The organism is Phreatobacter sp., assembly GCF_022843985.1.
Classification (GTDB): domain Bacteria; phylum Pseudomonadota; class Alphaproteobacteria; order Rhizobiales; family Phreatobacteraceae; genus Phreatobacter.
Window position 1 is genome coordinate 77,600 of sequence record NZ_JALHMP010000004.1, and the last position, 16,239, is coordinate 93,838.

Below are 16,239 nucleotides of genomic sequence, written 5' to 3' on the forward strand. Positions count from 1 at the left end.
GTGAGCCCGTCACAACGGCCGAAAGTCGCAAGAGGAGACGCCCCATGACTGAGACCCCTGCTTCGGCGCCGCCGAAGTCCGATCGCCGTCGCTTCCTGGCCCTTGCCGGCGCGACCGCCGCGGCCACCGTCGCCGCCCCCAACGTGTCCAACGCCCAGACCATGACGCTCCGCTTCCAGTCCACCTGGCCGCAGCGCGACATCTTCCATGAGTTCTGCAATGACTACGCCGCCCGCGTGAACGCGATTTCCGGCGGTCGCCTGCGGCTCGAGGTTCTGGCCGCCGGCGCCGTCGTTCCCGCCTTCCAGCTGCAGGACGCCGTCCATGCCGGCATCCTCGACGGCGGCCACGGCGTCACCGCCTACTGGTTCGGCAAGAACAAGGCCTATTCGCTGTTCGGTACCCCGCCGGCCTATGGCTGGGACGCGCACAACTTCCTCGCCTGGATGAACTATGGCGGCGGCTATGACCTCTACAACGAGCTGGTGACCCAGATCACCCGCGTCAACGTCGTCGGCTTCCTCACCGGCCCGATGCCCTGCCAGCCGCTCGGCTGGTTCAAGCGCGAGCTGACCCAGGCGAGCGACCTGCGCGGCCTCAAGTATCGCACGGTGGGCCTGGCCGCGGACCTGTTCAACGAGCTGGGATCGGCCGTCACCATCCTCCCGGGCGGCGAGATCGTCCCCGCCCTCGAGCGCGGCCTCATCGACGGCGCCGAGTTCAACAACCCGACCTCGGATACGATCCTCGGCTTCCCCGACGTGTCGAAGGTCTACATGCTGCAGAGCTATCACCAGGCGGCGGAAGCCTTCGAGGTGATCTTCAACAAGGGCAAGTACGACGCCATGGGCGCCGAGCAGAAGGCGATCCTGAAGTTCGCCGCCGAATCCGCCTCCTCCGACATGTACTGGAAGGCGCTCGACCGCTACTCCAGGGACCTCGCCGCCCTGCGCGGCCGTGGCGTCAACGTCATCAAGACGCCGGACGCGATCCTCAAGGCGCAGCTCGAGGCCTGGGACAAGGTCGTGGCGCGCCTGTCGGCCGAGAACCCCTTCTTCAAGAAGGTGATCGACAGCCAGCGTGCCTGGGCGCAGCGGACGGTCGGCTACGAGCGCGTCAACACGCCTTCGCGCGACATGTCCTACACCCACTTCTTCGGCGCCTCCTGATCCTCAGCAAGCGAAGGCGGCGGCACCCCCGCCGCCTTCCTGCCGCCGGCGGCGTCGGCCGCCGTCCCGTCTGATCCGTGCCTGGACATCCTGATGGCGCCCAATCCCTATTTTCTGTCCATGCTGCTCGGCAGCTGGGCGCTTGCCTGCGCAGCGATCCTCTGGCTGATGTTCCGCCGCACCGGAACCGATCGCCTGATGGCCCTGCTCCTTGCCGTCGACGACGTCTCGACCGTCATCGGCAAGACCGCGGCCTGGTCGATCGTCGTGCTCACCATCGCCATCTGCTACGAGGTCTTCGCCCGCTACATCCTGCAGGCCCCGACCATGTGGGCCTTCGACGTCAGCTACATGCTCTACGGCGTCCTGTTCATGCTCGCCGGTCCCTATGCGCTTGCCCGCAACGGCCATGTGCGCGGCGACTTCCTCTACCGGGAATGGGCCCCGCGGACGCAGGCGAGACTCGACCTGCTCCTCTACTTCGTCTTCTTCTTCCCCGGCATCCTCGCCCTCTGCTATGCCGGATTCACCTTCGCCAATTTCTCGTGGTTCATCTTCGAGCGCTCGGCCAATTCGCCGAACGGCCCCTATGTCTTCCCCTTCAAGTCGCTGATTCCGGTGGTCGGCGGCCTCATGGTCATCCAGGGCCTCGCCGAAGTGGTCCGCTGCGTCCTGTGCATCCGCACCGGCCAGTGGCCGCCGCGGCTCCATGACGTGGAAGAGACCGAAAAGATCATCCTTGAACAGGCCGAGGCGGCCAAGACGAAAGGGGCCGCCTGATGTTCGGCATGACGATCGGCAATCCTGAACTGGGCGTGCTCATGCTCGTCCTGTTCGTCATCTTCATCATGCTCGGCTTCCCCATCGCCTTCACGCTGATGGCGCTGGGCGTCATGTTCGGCTACGCGGCGCAGGGCGACATCGTCTTCGCCCTGGTGGTGCAGCGCACCTATTCGGTGATGACCAACGACGTGCTCGTCGCCATCCCGCTCTTCATCTTCATGGGCTACATCATCGAGCGGGCGAACATCCTCGACCGGTTGTTCAGTTCGGTCCAGCAGGCCCTCGGCGGCGTGCCGGGCTCGCTGGCGGTGACGACCCTCATCACCTGCACCATCTTCGCCACCGCCACCGGCATCGTCGGTGCCGTGGTCACGCTGATGGGCCTCCTCGCCTTCCCGGCCATGCTGCGCGCCGGTTATGACGAGCGGCTGTCGGCCGGCGTCGTCTGCGCCGGTGGCTGTCTCGGCATTCTCATCCCGCCGAGCGTCATGCTCATCCTCTACGGCGCCACGGCCGGCGTCTCGGTGCCGAAGCTCTATGCCGGCGCCTTCTTCCCCGGCCTGCTGCTGGCCACGCTCTACATCCTCTATGTCATCATCCGCTGCATGCTGAACCCGGCGCTGGCGCCGAAGCTGCCCAAGGAGCAGCGCATGCCGCTCGGCTTCGACTTCGCCAAGGACAAGATGTCCCTGGTCAAGTATGCGGTCATCGTCGCCCTGGCCCTGCCGGCCGCCTATGCGACGATCTACGGGCTGGAATGGCTCGTGAACATGTTCCGGGTGATGACCACCCCCGCCGGCGTGACGCCGCGCCAGATCGACTACAACGTGCCGGCCTTGCTGCCCCACGTCATCCTCGGCGGCGGCGCCATCGGCCTCGTGCTTCTGCTCATCCTCGGCAAGCCCGTGTTCAAGGAGCTGGCGCGCAGCTTCTTCCCGCTGACGCTGCTCATCATGTCGGTGCTCGGCGCCATCTTCTTCGGCATCGCCACGCCGACCGAGGCCGCCGCCGTCGGGGCCCTCGGCTCGGTGCTGCTGGCCACCGCCTACCGCTCCATCAGCTTCGTCAAGCTCAAGGAATCGGTGTTCCTGACCGCTCGCACCTCGGCCATGGTCTGCTGGCTCTTCGTCGGCTCCTTCATCTTCTCGTCGATCTTCGCCATCCTCGGCGGTCACGAGCCGATCAAGGCCTTCGTGGCGATGCTGAACCTGTCGCCGACCATGTTCCTGATCCTCGCCCAGGTGATCATCTTCGTCCTCGGCTGGCCGCTGGAATGGACGGAGATCATCGTCATCTTCGTGCCGATCTTCCTGCCGCTGCTGGAGACGTTCAAGATCGATCCGCTGTTCTTCGGCATCCTGATCGCACTGAACATCCAGACGTCGTTCCTGTCGCCACCGGTGGCGATGGCGCCCTTCTATCTGAAGGGCGTCGCACCGGCGCATGTCACCATCAACCAGATCTTCTCCGGGGTGATGCCCTTCATCTTCATCGTCGTCGCCTGCATGGTGATCGTCTACACCTTCCCCGGCATCGCGATGTGGCTGCCCGGCGTGCTCTACCGGTAAGCATCAGCCGCAGGTGGCGCTCCGCACGATGCCGCGGTCGTCCAGACCAAAGGTCAGGCGGTTCGGCCGGAAATCCCGCGTACAGATCGCGCAGTAGCGGACGACGAGGGACCGCGGAGCGCGGTAGCGCGCCTGCACCACGGCCTGCGGCAGGCCGATGAAGCGCCGTGCGACCGGCAGGGCCCGCCGGCAGCGCCGCATGGCGGCCTGGAAGGGCGCGCTGGACGGCCCCGTCGCCCCTGCCGGCTGGGCGTTGGCGCTGCCCGATGGCCCCGGGGTTGCGAGGATGACGGCCGCGGCGAAAGCCGCAGCGGACAAGATGGCGAAACGCATGGGCACCTCCTGCTCGGTTCGCCCCTGTCTAGCGCCGAACCATGGCGTCATCGTGCCGGCGGCTGCTCAGGACGGGAGAGCCATCCGCGCCGTGGCCTGCATGGCGTCGGAGACGATGCGCCCGTCCACCAGATGGACGCGGCGGTCCATCCGCTCGGCCAGGTCGATGGCATGGGTCACCGCCACAACCGATCGTCCGTCGCGGTCGACGAGGTCGCGCAGGATCTGGAACACCTGCTCCGAGGACTTGGAATCGAGGCTGCCGGTGGGCTCGTCGGCGAGGATGACCGGCGGGTCATTGGCCAGCGCCCGTGCCACCGCCACTCGCTGGCGCTGGCCGCCGGAGAGCTGGTCGGGGCGCTTGGCGAGATGGTCCTCCAGACCGAGGGACGACAGGAGGCCCTCCGCCCGCTCCTTCATCTGCCGGGGGGTGAGTTTGCCCAGCGCCCGCATCGGCAACATGACGTTCTGCGTCGTGGTGAATTCCGGCAGGAGGAAGTGGAACTGGAAGATGAAGCCGAGCGTCGCCAGCCGGATCTCGGCGCGCTCGTCATCGACCAGGGTGCTGGTGTCGCGCCCCCTGACCAGCACCTCGCCGGTCGTGGGCACGTCGAGCAGGCCGAGGAGATAGAGCAGCGACGACTTCCCCGAGCCGGAGGGACCCGTGATCGCCACGAACTGCTTCTCGTGGATGAGGAGATCGATATCGGCAACCAGCGTCACCGGCACGGTACCCGGCAGGATGCGGGTCGCCTTGCGGGTCTCGATCAGCGGGACGCTCATGTCGCCCCCCGGATGATCTCGACGGGATGGACGCGGGCCGCCTTGCGCGCCGGAAAGAAGCCGGCAATGGCGGAGGAGGCGAGCGCGATGCCGCCGGCGATCGCATAGTGCAGCGGCGCGACGATCAACGGCAGGCGGGTGGCATCGGTGAAGCCGGTGCGGATCTCGATGGACAGCATCACCTGCGTCAGGGCGAAGCCGAGGACCGAGCCGGCCAGCGCCCCGGCGAGGCCGATCACCAGCCCTTCGAGGATGAAGATGCGCCTGACGGTCGACTGGGTGAGGCCCAGCGACTTCAGAATGGCGATGTCGCGGCTCTTCTCGAAGGTGATGGTGGAAATGATGTTGTAGGTGCCGAATGAGGCCACCAGCAGGATCGCGCCGACCACCGTGTACATGATGACGTTACGGACGACGAAGGCCGACATCAGGTCCTCGTTCGCCTCCTGCCAGGAGATGGTCTTGAGGCCCGTATCGGCAATGATCCGGTCGGCCACCGCGCGGGCACTCATCGGGTCGTTGAGGCGGATGCGGATCTCGTTGATGAGCCCGGTCTGTTCGGCGAGGATCTGCGCGGTCTTGATCAGCACATAGGATGTTCCCTCGTCCACGGCGCGCACGCCGGAGCGGAAGATGCCGACGACCTGCCCGGTCATCACCTTGCCGGTTCCCGCCGACATGGAGATGTTCGAGCCGAGGCGCGCGCCGAGTTTCTCCGCCAACCGGTCGCCGAGAATGATGGCATTGGTGGCGCGGTAGAGGGCCGGGAGCGAGCCCTGCCGGAGATGGTGGACGAGCTGCGACACCCGCGGCTCGCGCACCGGATCGATGCCGACGATGACCGAGGTCACGTCCTTGCCGCCGTAGCGCAGGATTCCACGCGCCTGGACCGACGGGGTTACCGAGCCGGGCACCCAGCTTTCCAGCGCCGCGATGGTGGCGATCGGATTGTTGATGCCGCGCCGCCGTGTCGCCGGAGTCAGGCCGCGGATCTGGGCAGCGTCGAAGGCCTCCTCCGCCGGCTGGCGCGGCGCCTCGCGGCGCTCGTCATTGATGGCGACATGCGGCATGGCGTTGACGAGGGTGCGGACGAAATCGTCCTGCGACCCCTGCATCAGGGCCGCCATCATGATGGAGAAGCCGACACCGATGGCGACGCCGAGCACCGCCACGACCGTCTGGCGGAATCGGGCCGCGATATGCGTCCAGGCAATGTCGACGACCAGGTTCATGGCGCGGCCCGCACCCTTTCGCCGCCGCGCCAGCGCGCCTCGGCCGGGACCGCGATCCGGTCGCCTTCCGCGATCCCCGAGCGGATCTCCGTCAACCTGGTGCCGCGGATGCCCGTCTCTACCGGGCGCCGCACGATCCGGCCCGATGCGACCGTGAAGACCGCGCCGCCGATGATCGCCTCGTTCGGGACGAGCAGGACGTCCTTCGCCTCACGGGTGACGATATTGGCCTCCACCGACATGCCGAAAAGAAGCGGCGTTTCGTCGGGCAGGGCGATGCGGATGCGGAACGTCTTGGTCGCCGTGTCGCCCATCGGCGTGATCTCGCGCACCGAGCCCGCGAGCGGCCGGTCGCGGAAGGCGTCGGTGCGCAGCAGCACGGACTGGCCGGTCCTGACGCGCGGAATGTCCTCCTCCGCCACGTCGGCCGTCACCTGCAACGGGCGCGGGTCGCCGACGCGGAACAGGATCTGGCCGATATCGGCGATCTCGCCGACCTCGCCGTCCTGCCGCAGGACGACGCCATCGCGCGGCGCCAGGATCTGGTAATTGCCGAGCCGCTCGTTGGTGGCAGCGACCAGCGCCCGCATCTGGGCGAGATCGGCGATCGCCTTGTCATAGGCCTGCTGGGTGGCGACCCCGCGCTGCATGAGCTGGCTGACGCGGTCCACCTCGCGCTGGGCGAGGGCGAGGCGCGCCTGCTGCTCGGCGAGGTTGGCCCGCACCTCGCGGTCGTCGAGCCGGGCGAGCATGTCGCCCTCCTTCACCCGCTGCCCCTCGCAGGCGCAGTGGGCGACAATGCGCTCGCGCGCCATCGAGGCCATCTTGGCCCAGCGCACCGGCTCGACAACACCGGTGGCATAGACGATCTCGGCCGCCGTGCCGCGACCGACCGCCTGCAACTGGACTTCGGCCCCGCGGCCGTAGCGCCACCAGGCGCCGCCACCGATGGCCGCTGCCACCAGCAGCAGGATCAACCAGGATCGCAGTTTCATCGCCAGCCTTCCGGTCATGCAGGATGCTGAACTAGCAGGACCCTACACGGTCCCGCCTTGATCGGCGTCATGGCATTCCGGAAGCGGCGATCAGGCCGCGCCCATCTCGGCGCGGATACGGGCGCGCAGGGCGTCGATGGGCGACAGGCGACCGTTGTCGGCCACATGCCAGAAGGTCCAGCCGTTGCAGGCCTGGGCGCCCTGGACCAGCGCGCCGATCTTGTGGATGGACCCGACCTGCGGGCCGGCCATCAGCGAGCCGTCCGGGCGCACCACCGCCTGGAAGCGCTGCCTCTCGTCGGTCAGCACCGTGCCGGGCGCCACCATCCCGCGCTCCACCAGCGAGGCGAAGGCGATGCGCGGCGCCTCGCGGGCCGTGGTGAAATCCGCCAGCGAGGCTTCCGCCAGCGGTTCCACGGCAGAAATGCGCGCCTCGGCCGCTCTCGCATAGGCGGGATCGCGTTCGATCCCGATGAACCGGCGGCCGAGGCGCTTGGCAACGGCCCCGGTGGTCCCGGAGCCGAAGAAGGGATCGAGGACGACGTCCCCGGGCTTGGAGGAGGCGAGCAGGACCCGGGCGATCAGCGCCTCGGGCTTCTGCGTCGGATGGACCTTGCGGCCCGCCCCGTCCTTCAGGCGCTCCTCGCCGGTGCAGAGCGGGATGAACCAGTCCGAGCGGACCTGGACATCCTCGTTACCGGCCTTCAGCGCCTCATAGTTGAAGGTGTAGCGGGCCTTGGCGTCGCGCGAGGCCCAGATCAGCGTCTCGTGGGCATTGGTGAACCGGCGGCCGCGGAAGTTCGGCATCGGGTTGGCCTTGCGCCAGATGACGTCGTTGAGCACCCAGAAGCCGAGATCCTGCAGCGCCGTGCCGACGCGGAAGATGTTGTGGTAGGAGCCAATGACCCAGAGCGAGCCGTTCGGCTTCAGCACGCGGCGCGCCGCCGTGAGCCAGGCGCGGGTGAAGGCGTCATAGGCGGCGAAGCTCTCGAACTGGTCCCAGTCGTCGGTCACCGCATCGACGCGGCTGTCATCGGGACGGTGCAATTCGCCCTGGAGCTGGAGGTTGTAGGGCGGGTCGGCGAAGACCATGTCGACGCTCGCCGCCGGCAGGGCATCCAGCGCGGCGATGCAATCACCGAGGATGATGCGCCCCGCGAGGCCGAGCCCCTGGTCGGGGGCGAGCGAAGGCGAACGGACCGCCCGTACGCGGTCACCTGATCGGGCAGTTCCGTTCGACGTCAACAGCATCAGGCGGCACTCGGTACGCAAAACAATCGTGTCGCAACGCCCCGCGACATTGGCCGGTTAGAGTAAAGGGAGACTTAAATCGCTGGCATGACTACCAATTTATTCTGTCACCGAATGGTAAACATGGCGTCCCGCAAAAGGTGAACACGGTCTGAAACCGATGTTCCGTTCGGGAGTTGCACCGCCCGGAGCGCGGCGGCATGATCGCCGGATGTGAGGGGTTGAAGCCATGCGTTGGGAAGATCTGCGCCGTTCCGACAACATCGATGATCGCCGCGGCGGCGGTGGGGGGGGCGGCATCCCCGGCGGCCCCGCCGGCATCGGTATTGGCGGCATGATCGTGGTCGGCCTCATCTCCTACATCACCGGCATCAACCCGGCCGTCCTCGTCGGCGGCTACGAGGCGGTCACCCGTGGCAGCCAGCGTCAGGTCGAGCAGCAGGCACCCGCGCGCCAGGGCGGCCGGCCGACCGACCAGATGGGCGATTTCGTCGCCGCCGTCCTCGGCTCGACCGAGGATGCCTGGCAGAAGATCTTCCAGGAGGCCGGCAGGCGCTACCAGGCGCCCGGCCTCGTCATGTTCCAGCGCGCCACGCGCTCGGGCTGCGGCGCCGCCCAGTCGCAGATGGGCCCGTTCTATTGCCCCGGCGACAACAAGATCTATCTCGACACCAGCTTCTTCCAGGAGCTGGCGACGAAGTTCCGCGGCTGCTCCGGCGGCGACACCGCCTGCCGCTTCGCCTATGCCTATGTCATCGCCCATGAGGTCGGCCACCACGTGCAGAACCAGATGGGCGTGCTGACCCGCGTGCAGCAGGCCCAGCGGGCGGCGGGAAGCGAGCGCGACAGCAATGCGCTGCAGGTGCGGGTCGAGTTGCAGGCCGACTGTTTCGCCGGCGTCTGGGCCTATCACACCCAGCAGCAGTACCGCTTCATCGACGATGCCGACGTGCGCCAGGCCATGCAGGCCGCTGCCGCCATCGGCGACGACATGCTGCAGCGCCGCGCCCAGGGCTATGTCGTGCCCGACAGCTTCACCCACGGCTCCTCGGCCCAGCGCCAGCGCTGGTTCATGACCGGCCTCAGGAGCGGTCAGGTATCGAGCTGCAACACGTTCCAGGCGCGGGAGCTGTAACGGGGAGGCGCGCTCGCGCCCGCCCCTAACCGTTCAGCGCCTGCCCCGGCCAGCCCTCGGCGGCAATCTTCGCGGCGGCGATCACCGCCTGCGTCCGGCTGTCGACGCCGAGCTTGGTGAGGATGGCCGAGACATGGGCCTTCACCGTCGCCTCGGAGACGGAGAGCTCATAGGCGATCTGCTTGTTGAGCAGCCCCTCCGACAGCATCATCAGCACCCGCACCTGCTGCGGGGTCAGGCTGGCGAGCCGGGCGGCGAGCTTGGCGCTGTCCGAATCGCGGTTCTTCGACAGGTCGACGTCGGGGGGAACGAAACTGCCGCCGTCGAGGACCACCTGCACCGCCTGGCGCATCTCCTCGGTGCCGAGCGTCTTGCGGATGAAGCCGGAGGCGCCGAACTCGAAGCAGCGGCGGATGACCTCGGCATCCTCGGTGGCCGAGACGATCACCACCGGCACGCCGGGATGCTGGGCGCGCAGATACATGAGGCCGGAAAAACCCTTCACGCCGGGCATGGCGAGGTCGAGAAGCACAAGATCGACCTCGGGATCGGCGCCGACGATCTCCTGCATCTCGGCGAAGGAGCCGGCCTCGGCGATGGCAAGCTGGCGCGGCAGGCCAGCAACCGCCTCGCGCAGGGCGCCACGGAACAGCGGGTGGTCGTCGGCGATGACGATGCGATAGGTCGACGCTGTATTGTCCACGCCGCTCATCCCCGGTTTTCCTCGTTCCGCGGCGTTCTGGCGAGCCGCTACGGCGGAATTGTCGCGCCTTGCCCGTCACAACACAAGGCCACCCTCGCCCGGCGGACCTTTTGGAGGACAGGGCCTTCCTCGCGGGGGCCGCGCGCGCGAAAAGAACAGCCACCGGTGGCCCGGGAATTGACAGGAGACCCGCGGCGGGGGTCTGTTAGAACCTGAAGACCGGCGGAGGGGCCGGGGGGCGCGACCTGAAGAGGTGTTTCATGGTGCGGCTCGGTATCATCAAGGCCCGCTGGGTCCGCGGCGCCCTCTGCGGTCTGGCAGCGGCAACGCTCCTGGCGAGCAGCGGCGACGCCTTCGCGGTGATGCGCGGCGAGCCGGCGCGCGACCCCAACGGCACCCGCCGCTCGACAGTCCTGATCGAGACGCCGGAGGGCATCTGCACCGGCGCCATCGTCGGCGCCGATCTCGTCCTCACTGCCGCCCATTGCGTCTCGGCCAGCGGTCGCTACCGGGTGCGCTATCTCGACCGTTCGTTCCGCCGCATCGCCGTCGCGGTGAAGCGGACCGCCGCCCATCCCGACTTCGACCCGCGCCACGGCTTCGCCTCCGACGATGTCGGGCTGATCCAGGTGGCGCGGCCTTTCGGTGCCGATGCGCGGCCGGCGGCCCTGCCCTCGGGCGGCTGGGGCGTCGCCTGGTTCGGCGGGCCTCCGACCGGCGAGGAACTGATCATTGCCGGCTTCGGCTCCACCGAGCGCACAAGGTCGCGCGACGGCGTCCTGCGCGAGGCGCTGATGCGCACCGCCCAGCCGAGCGTTCCCGGACGCGGCTTCGCCGGCCTCACCAGCGACGACAGCCCGCAGCGTACGGGCATGTGCGTCGGCGATTCCGGCGGGCCGGTCTATCGCCGCACCGGCCGGACCTTCATGGTTGTCGGCGTGCTCAAGGGCGGGACGACGGATCCGGGGCGCGAATGCACCTCGACGCCGATCTTCGTGCCGGTCCGCGACTATATCGCCTGGATCCGTCAGACCGCCGAGGGCTGGAACACCCCGATCGGCGGCGCGGTCGAGATGCGGCAGTAGAGCCGGTCAGGCCGCGGTGGCCAGACCGCGCTTGACGAGCAGCGCCTCCGGATCCGGCTCGCGGCCGCGGAAGGCGATATAGGCCTCCATCGGATCGCGGCTGTTGCCGGCCGCATAGACATATTCGCCGAGACGCCGCGCCAGATTCGGCTCGAAGGGATCGCCCGTTTCCTCGAAGGCGGAGAAGCCGTCGGCGTCGAGCACCTCCGACCACATGTAGCTGTAATAGCCGGCCGAATAGCCGTCGCCGGAGAAGATATGGGCGAAATGCGGCGTGCGGTGGCGCATGACCAGCCCCTCCGGCATGCCGATGCGCTGCAACTCCTCCGCCTCGAAGACGATCGGGTCAATGGCCTCGGCGCTGTCGAGCGAGTGGAAAGCGAGATCGACGAGGGCCGAGGAGACATATTCCACCGTCGCACAGCCCTGGTTGAAGGTGCGGGCGGCGGTGAGCTTGTCGATCAGCGCCTGCGGCATGGCCTCGCCGGTCTCGGCATGGACGGCGAATTCGGACAGGACTTCGCGGCGCTCCAGCCAATGTTCGTAGAGCTGGGAGGGGAACTCGACGAAATCGCGGGCGACGGAAGTCCCCGACAGCAGCGGGTAGGTCACGTCCGAGAGGAGCCCGTGCAGACCGTGGCCGAATTCGTGAAAGAGGGTGCGCGCATCGTCGAAGGACAGCAGCGCCGGCTGGCCCTCCGGCGGCTTGGCGAAGTTCATGACGTTGACGATGATCGGCCGCACCGGTCCCGACAGGTTTTCCTGGCTGCGGAAGGCGCTCATCCAGGCGCCCGAGCGCTTGGTCGGCCGGGCGAAATAGTCGCCGAGGAACAGGCCGACATGTTCGCCGTTGCGCAGCACCTCATAGGCGCGGACGTCGGGGTGATAGACCGGCACGTCGTCGCGGCGGCGGAAGGTGACACCGAACAGCTTCGTCGCCACGGCGAAGGCGGCTTCGATCATCCTGTCGAGCTGGAAATAGGGCTTCAGCGCGGCCTCATCGATGGCGAAGCGCTTCTGTCGCACCTTCTCGGCATAGTAGCGCCAGTCCCAGGGCTCGATGGCCTCGTTCATGCCCTCCGCGCGGGCGACGGCGGCGAGATCCGCCTTCTCCTCGGCTGCCCGCACGACGGCCCGGCTCCACACCCGCTGCAAGAGGTCGCGCACCGCATCCGGCGTCTTGGCCATGGTCTCGTCGAGCTTGAAGGCGGCGAAGGTCGGGTAGCCCAGGAGCTTCGCCCGCGCGATGCGCAGCGTCACCGTCTCGGCGACGATGGCACGGTTGTCGCTCTCCCCGCCCATCTCGCCGCGCTTCACCCAGGCCTTGAAGATGGTCTCGCGCAGGTCGCGGCGCGGCGACAGGGTCAGGAAAGGCTCGACCATGGAACGGCCCAGCGTCATGACATAGCCGTCGCGGCCGCGGTCCTTGGCCGCCTGGGCGAGCGAGGCCTTGAGAAAGTCGGGCAGGCCGGCGACATCGGCCTCCGACAGGTCGAGCGACCAGGTCGACTCGTCCTTCAGCACGTTCTGGCCGAAGGCCGTGCCGAGCGTCGCCAGCCTTTCAGTCACCGCCCGCATGCGCTCCTTGGCCTCGGGGGCGAGGGCGGCGCCGCCGCGGACGAAATTCTTGTAGGTCTTCTCCAGGACCCGCATCTGCTCGGTGCTGAGATGGAGCCGCTCGCGGCGGTCATGCAGGCTGGCGATGCGCGCGAACAGCCGGGCGTCCAGGGTGATGGCATTGGAATGCTGGGCCAGCAGCGGCGCCATTTCGCGCTGGATGGTCTGGATCGCCTCGGTCGCATCCGATCCCGCGAGATTGAAGAAGACGCCGCACAGACGGTCGAGGGCGTGCCCGCCCGTCTCGAGCGCATCGATCGTGTTGGCGAAGGTCGGCGCGTCCGGATTGGTGGCGATCGCCTCGACCTCGGCCCGGTGCTCCGCCAGCGCCCGCTCGAAGGCGGGGCGATAGGCATCGATGGTGATCTCGGTGAAGGGCGCGATCCCGAACGGCGTGGTCCAGGGGCGGAAAAAGGGATTGTCGGTGCTCTGGGTCATGGGCGCAATGTGGCGGCGCGGGAGAAAGTCGGCAAGGGCGGGATACGGGCGGCCGCACACGACCCTGCACGGCCGAAGTGCGTCCTTCGAGGCTCGCTGCCGCTCGCACCTCAGGATGAGGACGGCGGCGAGCTGCACGAAGGGCAATGAGCCGGACGGTTGGTCCTTATTGCCCGACACCATCCTTCTCATCCTGAGGTGCGAGCCCGGGCGATGCATCAGCATCGTCCGGAACGGCGAGCCTCGAAGGACGCACTTCAGTCGAGCAGGGCTGCGATCGCACCGTACCGGCATCCGCGCCGTCACAGGATTTCGGCTAGCCCGACCGGATAGAGCGCCCAGCCGCGGGCCTCAAGGTCGGCAAGACTGTACCAGCCGGCCTGGCAGGTCTCGCCGGTCGATTCGGTGAAGCTGAACCGCCCCGCCGCATGCAATGCCTCATCCAGAAGCTCGACCGCGGCGACGAAGATGATCTCGTGGCCACGCGCTCCTTCGTGATCGAACAGGTTCTCCAGCGCATGCCATGGCGCGCGGATCGCGATGGCGCAGCCGAGCTCCTCGCGAAATTCGCGATGCAAAGCCTCTTCGCGGGTCTCGCCGAAATCGATGGAGCCGCCGAGCGGCCGGACGCCCTTGACCCGGCCATCCGACCCTGTGACCTCGGCGACCAGCAGGCGCTCGCCCTGGCGGGCAAGCCCCAGGACCTTCACGCGGATCTGCTGCGGCGGTGTCCAGACGGCGCTCACAGCACCTTGGCGCCGAAGTTCCGCGCCGGGTCCATGTCGGCGGTGAGCTTGCCGGTGGGGGCGGCGGCCCAACCGCCGGTGCGCTTCATCCAGCGCCCGAAACCGGGCTTGCCGGCAATTGCACCGGCGGAGACAACCTCGCGGCCGCGCACCAGCACCGTCTCCGGCCAGCCCTTCACGGTACGGCCGGCGAAGGGCGTGTATCCCGTGAGGTCATGCATCAGGTCGTCGGTGATGGTGACCGACTTCTGCGGGTCCCAGATGGCGATGTCGGCGTCATAGCCCGGCGCGATCTGGCCCTTGCCCGGAAGGTTGTAGATGGACGCGGGCTGGGTCGCCGTCAGGGCGACGAAGGCCTCGAGGCCGCGCCCCGAGAACTCCGGCCGGCCCTGCGAGACCATGGCGTCGAACATCAGCGGCAGCCGCACCTCGAGCCCCGGCAATCCGTTGGCGATGGCCTTGAAATTGGCGTTCGGCCCGGCCGAGAGCTTGCCCGTCTCGTCGAACCGGTAGGGGGCATGGTCGGAGGTGACCGTCTGCAGGTCGCCCAGCGCCAGGGCCTGCCAGAGCGCGTCCTGGTCCTCCTTCTCGCGCGGCGGCGGCGAGCACATCCATTTGGCGCCCTCCATGCCCGGCTTGTCGAGGTCATGGCGGGTCATGAACAGATATTGCGGGCAGGTCTCGGCGAAGACCTTGAGCCCCTGCGCCCGCGCGTCGCGCACGACCTTCGCGCCCTCCGCGGTGGAGACGTGGAAGATCATGATCGGCTGGTCGATCAGCTCCGAGAGCGCGACGAGCCGGGTGAAGGCCTCGGATTCCGAGCCGCGCGGGTGGCTGATGGCGTGGTACTTCGGCGCGACATAGCCCTTCTTGACCAGGCGCTTGCCCATCCAGGAGATCATGCCGTGGTTCTCGGCATGGACGCAGACCAGGGCGCCGTTCTCGCGGGCGGTCAGCAGCACGTCGAGGAGCGGCTCGTCGTCGACCTTGATGAGGTCGTAGGTCATGAAGATCTTCACCGAGGCATGGCCCTCGCCGATCAGTTCGGGAAGATCCTTGGTGATCGTCTTCTCGTCGGGATTCGCCACGATGAGGTGGAAGGCGTAGTCGATCAGTGAACCGCGCGCCGCCAGCACCGAATAGTCGTCGACGACCTTGCGGAGGTCCTTGCCGCGGTGCTGGGCGGCAAACGAGATGACCGAGGTGTTGCCGCCGAAGGCCGCCGAGGTCGTGGCGCTCTCGAACGTGTCGGCATTGAGGAGCCCGCCGGCCGAGACCTGTTCGATATGGGTATGGGTGTCGATGCCGCCGGGCAGCACAAACTTGCCCGTGGCGTCGATCTCGCGGGCGCCGGCGTCGAGGTCGAGGCCGATCGCCGCCACCTTGCCGTCGCGGATGCCGACATCGGCGGCATAACGCCCACTGGCGGCTCCCACGGTTCCGCCGCGGATCACGAGGTCGAAGGGCGAGGCAGGCATGTCGTGCTCCGGCTGGACGGGAAGAAGTTCCGGCCCGACAATAGACAGACCCAGAGCCGAAGCGGAACCTCATGGCACGCAGACCCCGTATCCTCGTCATCAACCCCAATTCCAATGAAGCCGTCACCGAGGGCCTGCGCCAGGCGGTGAAGCCGCTGACCTATGCCGACGGGCCGGAGATCGTCTGCGAGACGCTGGCCGAGGGACCCTTCGGCATCGAGACGCAGGAACATGTGGAGAGCGTCACCCTGCCGCTGCGCCGCAAGGTGGAGGCCACCAACGATGCCGACGCCTTCATCATCGCCTGCTATTCCGACCCCGGCCTCTTCGTCGCCCGCGAGGGCACCAGCCGCCCGGTCTTCGGCATCGCCGAATGCGGCGTGCTGACCGCGCTCGCCCGCGCCGACCGCTTCGGCGTCATCGCCATCAAGTCGCGCTCCATCCCCCGCCACATCCGCTATCTCCGCCAGATGGGGCTGATGGAACGCCTCGCCGGCGAGCGGGCGCTGGAAATGTCGGTGGCCGAGACCGCCTCGGGCGACGGCACGCTCGCCCGCATGATCACCATCGGCCGCGAGCTCAAGGACCTCGACGGCGCCGGCGCCATCGTCATGGGCTGCGCCGGCATGGCCCGGCACAGGAAGCCGCTGGAGGACGCACTGGGCATCCCGGTGATCGATCCCACCCAGGCCGCCGTGACCATGGCGATCGGCACGCTGGCGGTGGGGTGAGGATCAGGCCGGCATCGGGTGATGTGTTGCGTGTCACGCGCCCTGGACACCAGATGGGCGACGGTCGAACCGCCTCACCTCTCCCCGGCGGGGAGAGGTCGATCCGAGTGTAGCGAGGATCGGGTGAGGGGGAGAGTGGCTACAGGACGGGATCAGGGCGCCCCCCCCCCGCCGCCGGCCCGCGGGGCCCGC

General features: G+C 68.0%; 15 protein-coding genes. 6 read left to right on the top strand and 9 right to left on the bottom strand.

Annotated features, from left to right (window positions below; all coding sequences use genetic code 11):
* Positions 1-44 precede the first annotated feature (44 nt).
* The 3 genes from Q0C57_RS03885 (at position 45) to Q0C57_RS03895 (ending at position 3,520) form a co-directional block, all read left to right on the top strand.
* Positions 45-1,169 carry a TRAP transporter substrate-binding protein gene (locus tag Q0C57_RS03885; RefSeq protein WP_296572332.1) on the top strand — a complete coding sequence of 375 codons (1,125 nt, stop codon included), beginning with the start codon at positions 45-47 and terminating at the stop codon, positions 1,167-1,169.
* A gap of 93 nt (positions 1,170-1,262) precedes the next feature.
* A complete protein-coding gene (locus tag Q0C57_RS03890; RefSeq protein WP_296572335.1) occupies positions 1,263-1,949 on the top strand; it encodes a TRAP transporter small permease subunit in 687 nt (228 codons plus the stop codon).
* Positions 1,949-3,520 carry a TRAP transporter large permease subunit gene (locus Q0C57_RS03895; RefSeq protein ID WP_296572339.1) on the top strand — a complete coding sequence of 524 codons (1,572 nt, stop codon included), beginning with the start codon at positions 1,949-1,951 and terminating at the stop codon, positions 3,518-3,520. Before Q0C57_RS03890 ends, Q0C57_RS03895 begins: the two co-directional genes overlap by 1 nt.
* Before the next feature lie 3 nt (positions 3,521-3,523).
* On the opposite strand, the gene Q0C57_RS03900 is transcribed toward Q0C57_RS03895, so the two are convergent.
* From Q0C57_RS03900 to Q0C57_RS03920, 5 genes are all read right to left on the bottom strand, one after another.
* A complete protein-coding gene (locus Q0C57_RS03900; RefSeq protein ID WP_296572342.1) occupies positions 3,524-3,853 on the bottom strand; it encodes a hypothetical protein in 330 nt (109 codons plus the stop codon).
* Positions 3,854-3,919: 66 nt separating this feature from the next.
* Positions 3,920-4,636, bottom strand: coding sequence for an ABC transporter ATP-binding protein (locus Q0C57_RS03905; RefSeq protein WP_296572345.1), 717 nt, complete (start codon positions 4,634-4,636; stop codon positions 3,920-3,922).
* The gene (locus tag Q0C57_RS03910; protein ID WP_296572348.1) at positions 4,633-5,868 is read right to left on the bottom strand and encodes an ABC transporter permease; all 1,236 of its coding nucleotides are present in this window, start codon (positions 5,866-5,868) and stop codon (positions 4,633-4,635) included. The genes Q0C57_RS03905 and Q0C57_RS03910 overlap by 4 nt, the downstream gene beginning before the upstream one ends.
* Positions 5,865-6,863 (bottom strand): efflux RND transporter periplasmic adaptor subunit, encoded by a 999-nt coding sequence (locus Q0C57_RS03915; protein WP_296572351.1) that lies wholly within the window; start codon positions 6,861-6,863, stop codon positions 5,865-5,867. Before Q0C57_RS03915 ends, Q0C57_RS03910 begins: the two co-directional genes overlap by 4 nt.
* A 90-nt stretch (positions 6,864-6,953) precedes the next feature.
* Positions 6,954-8,114 (bottom strand): site-specific DNA-methyltransferase, encoded by a 1,161-nt coding sequence (locus tag Q0C57_RS03920; RefSeq protein ID WP_296572352.1) that lies wholly within the window; start codon positions 8,112-8,114, stop codon positions 6,954-6,956.
* 229 nt (positions 8,115-8,343) lie between these two features.
* Between Q0C57_RS03920 and Q0C57_RS03925 the strand changes: the two genes are divergently transcribed.
* Positions 8,344-9,249: a neutral zinc metallopeptidase gene (locus Q0C57_RS03925; protein ID WP_296572355.1), complete on the top strand. Its 906-nt coding sequence runs from the start codon at positions 8,344-8,346 to the stop codon at positions 9,247-9,249.
* Positions 9,250-9,274: 25 nt separating this feature from the next.
* On the opposite strand, the gene Q0C57_RS03930 is transcribed toward Q0C57_RS03925, so the two are convergent.
* Positions 9,275-9,952, bottom strand: coding sequence for a response regulator transcription factor (locus Q0C57_RS03930; protein ID WP_296572358.1), 678 nt, complete (start codon positions 9,950-9,952; stop codon positions 9,275-9,277).
* Between the two features lie 260 nt (positions 9,953-10,212).
* Here Q0C57_RS03930 and Q0C57_RS03935 point away from each other — a divergent pair, with 260 nt between their 5' ends.
* A complete protein-coding gene (locus Q0C57_RS03935; RefSeq protein ID WP_296572361.1) occupies positions 10,213-11,037 on the top strand; it encodes a trypsin-like serine protease in 825 nt (274 codons plus the stop codon).
* Between the two features lie 6 nt (positions 11,038-11,043).
* Here Q0C57_RS03935 and Q0C57_RS03940 read toward each other — a convergent pair whose 3' ends face one another.
* The 3 genes from Q0C57_RS03940 to hydA all read right to left on the bottom strand — a co-directional run bounded on the left by Q0C57_RS03940 (position 11,044) and on the right by hydA (position 15,316).
* On the bottom strand, positions 11,044-13,092 hold the full coding sequence (locus tag Q0C57_RS03940; RefSeq protein ID WP_296572363.1) for a M3 family metallopeptidase: 2,049 nt from the start codon (positions 13,090-13,092) through the stop codon (positions 11,044-11,046).
* Between the two features lie 302 nt (positions 13,093-13,394).
* The gene (locus tag Q0C57_RS03945) at positions 13,395-13,838 is read right to left on the bottom strand and encodes an NUDIX domain-containing protein (RefSeq protein WP_296572366.1); all 444 of its coding nucleotides are present in this window, start codon (positions 13,836-13,838) and stop codon (positions 13,395-13,397) included.
* Entirely contained in the window at positions 13,835-15,316 is a 1,482-nt protein-coding gene (hydA, locus tag Q0C57_RS03950) for a dihydropyrimidinase (RefSeq protein WP_296572368.1), read from the bottom strand. Before hydA ends, Q0C57_RS03945 begins: the two co-directional genes overlap by 4 nt.
* A gap of 71 nt (positions 15,317-15,387) precedes the next feature.
* On the opposite strand from hydA, the gene Q0C57_RS03955 reads away from it, so the two are divergent.
* Positions 15,388-16,047, top strand: coding sequence for an aspartate/glutamate racemase family protein (locus Q0C57_RS03955; RefSeq protein ID WP_296572372.1), 660 nt, complete (start codon positions 15,388-15,390; stop codon positions 16,045-16,047).
* The last annotated feature ends 192 nt before the right edge of the window (positions 16,048-16,239 follow it).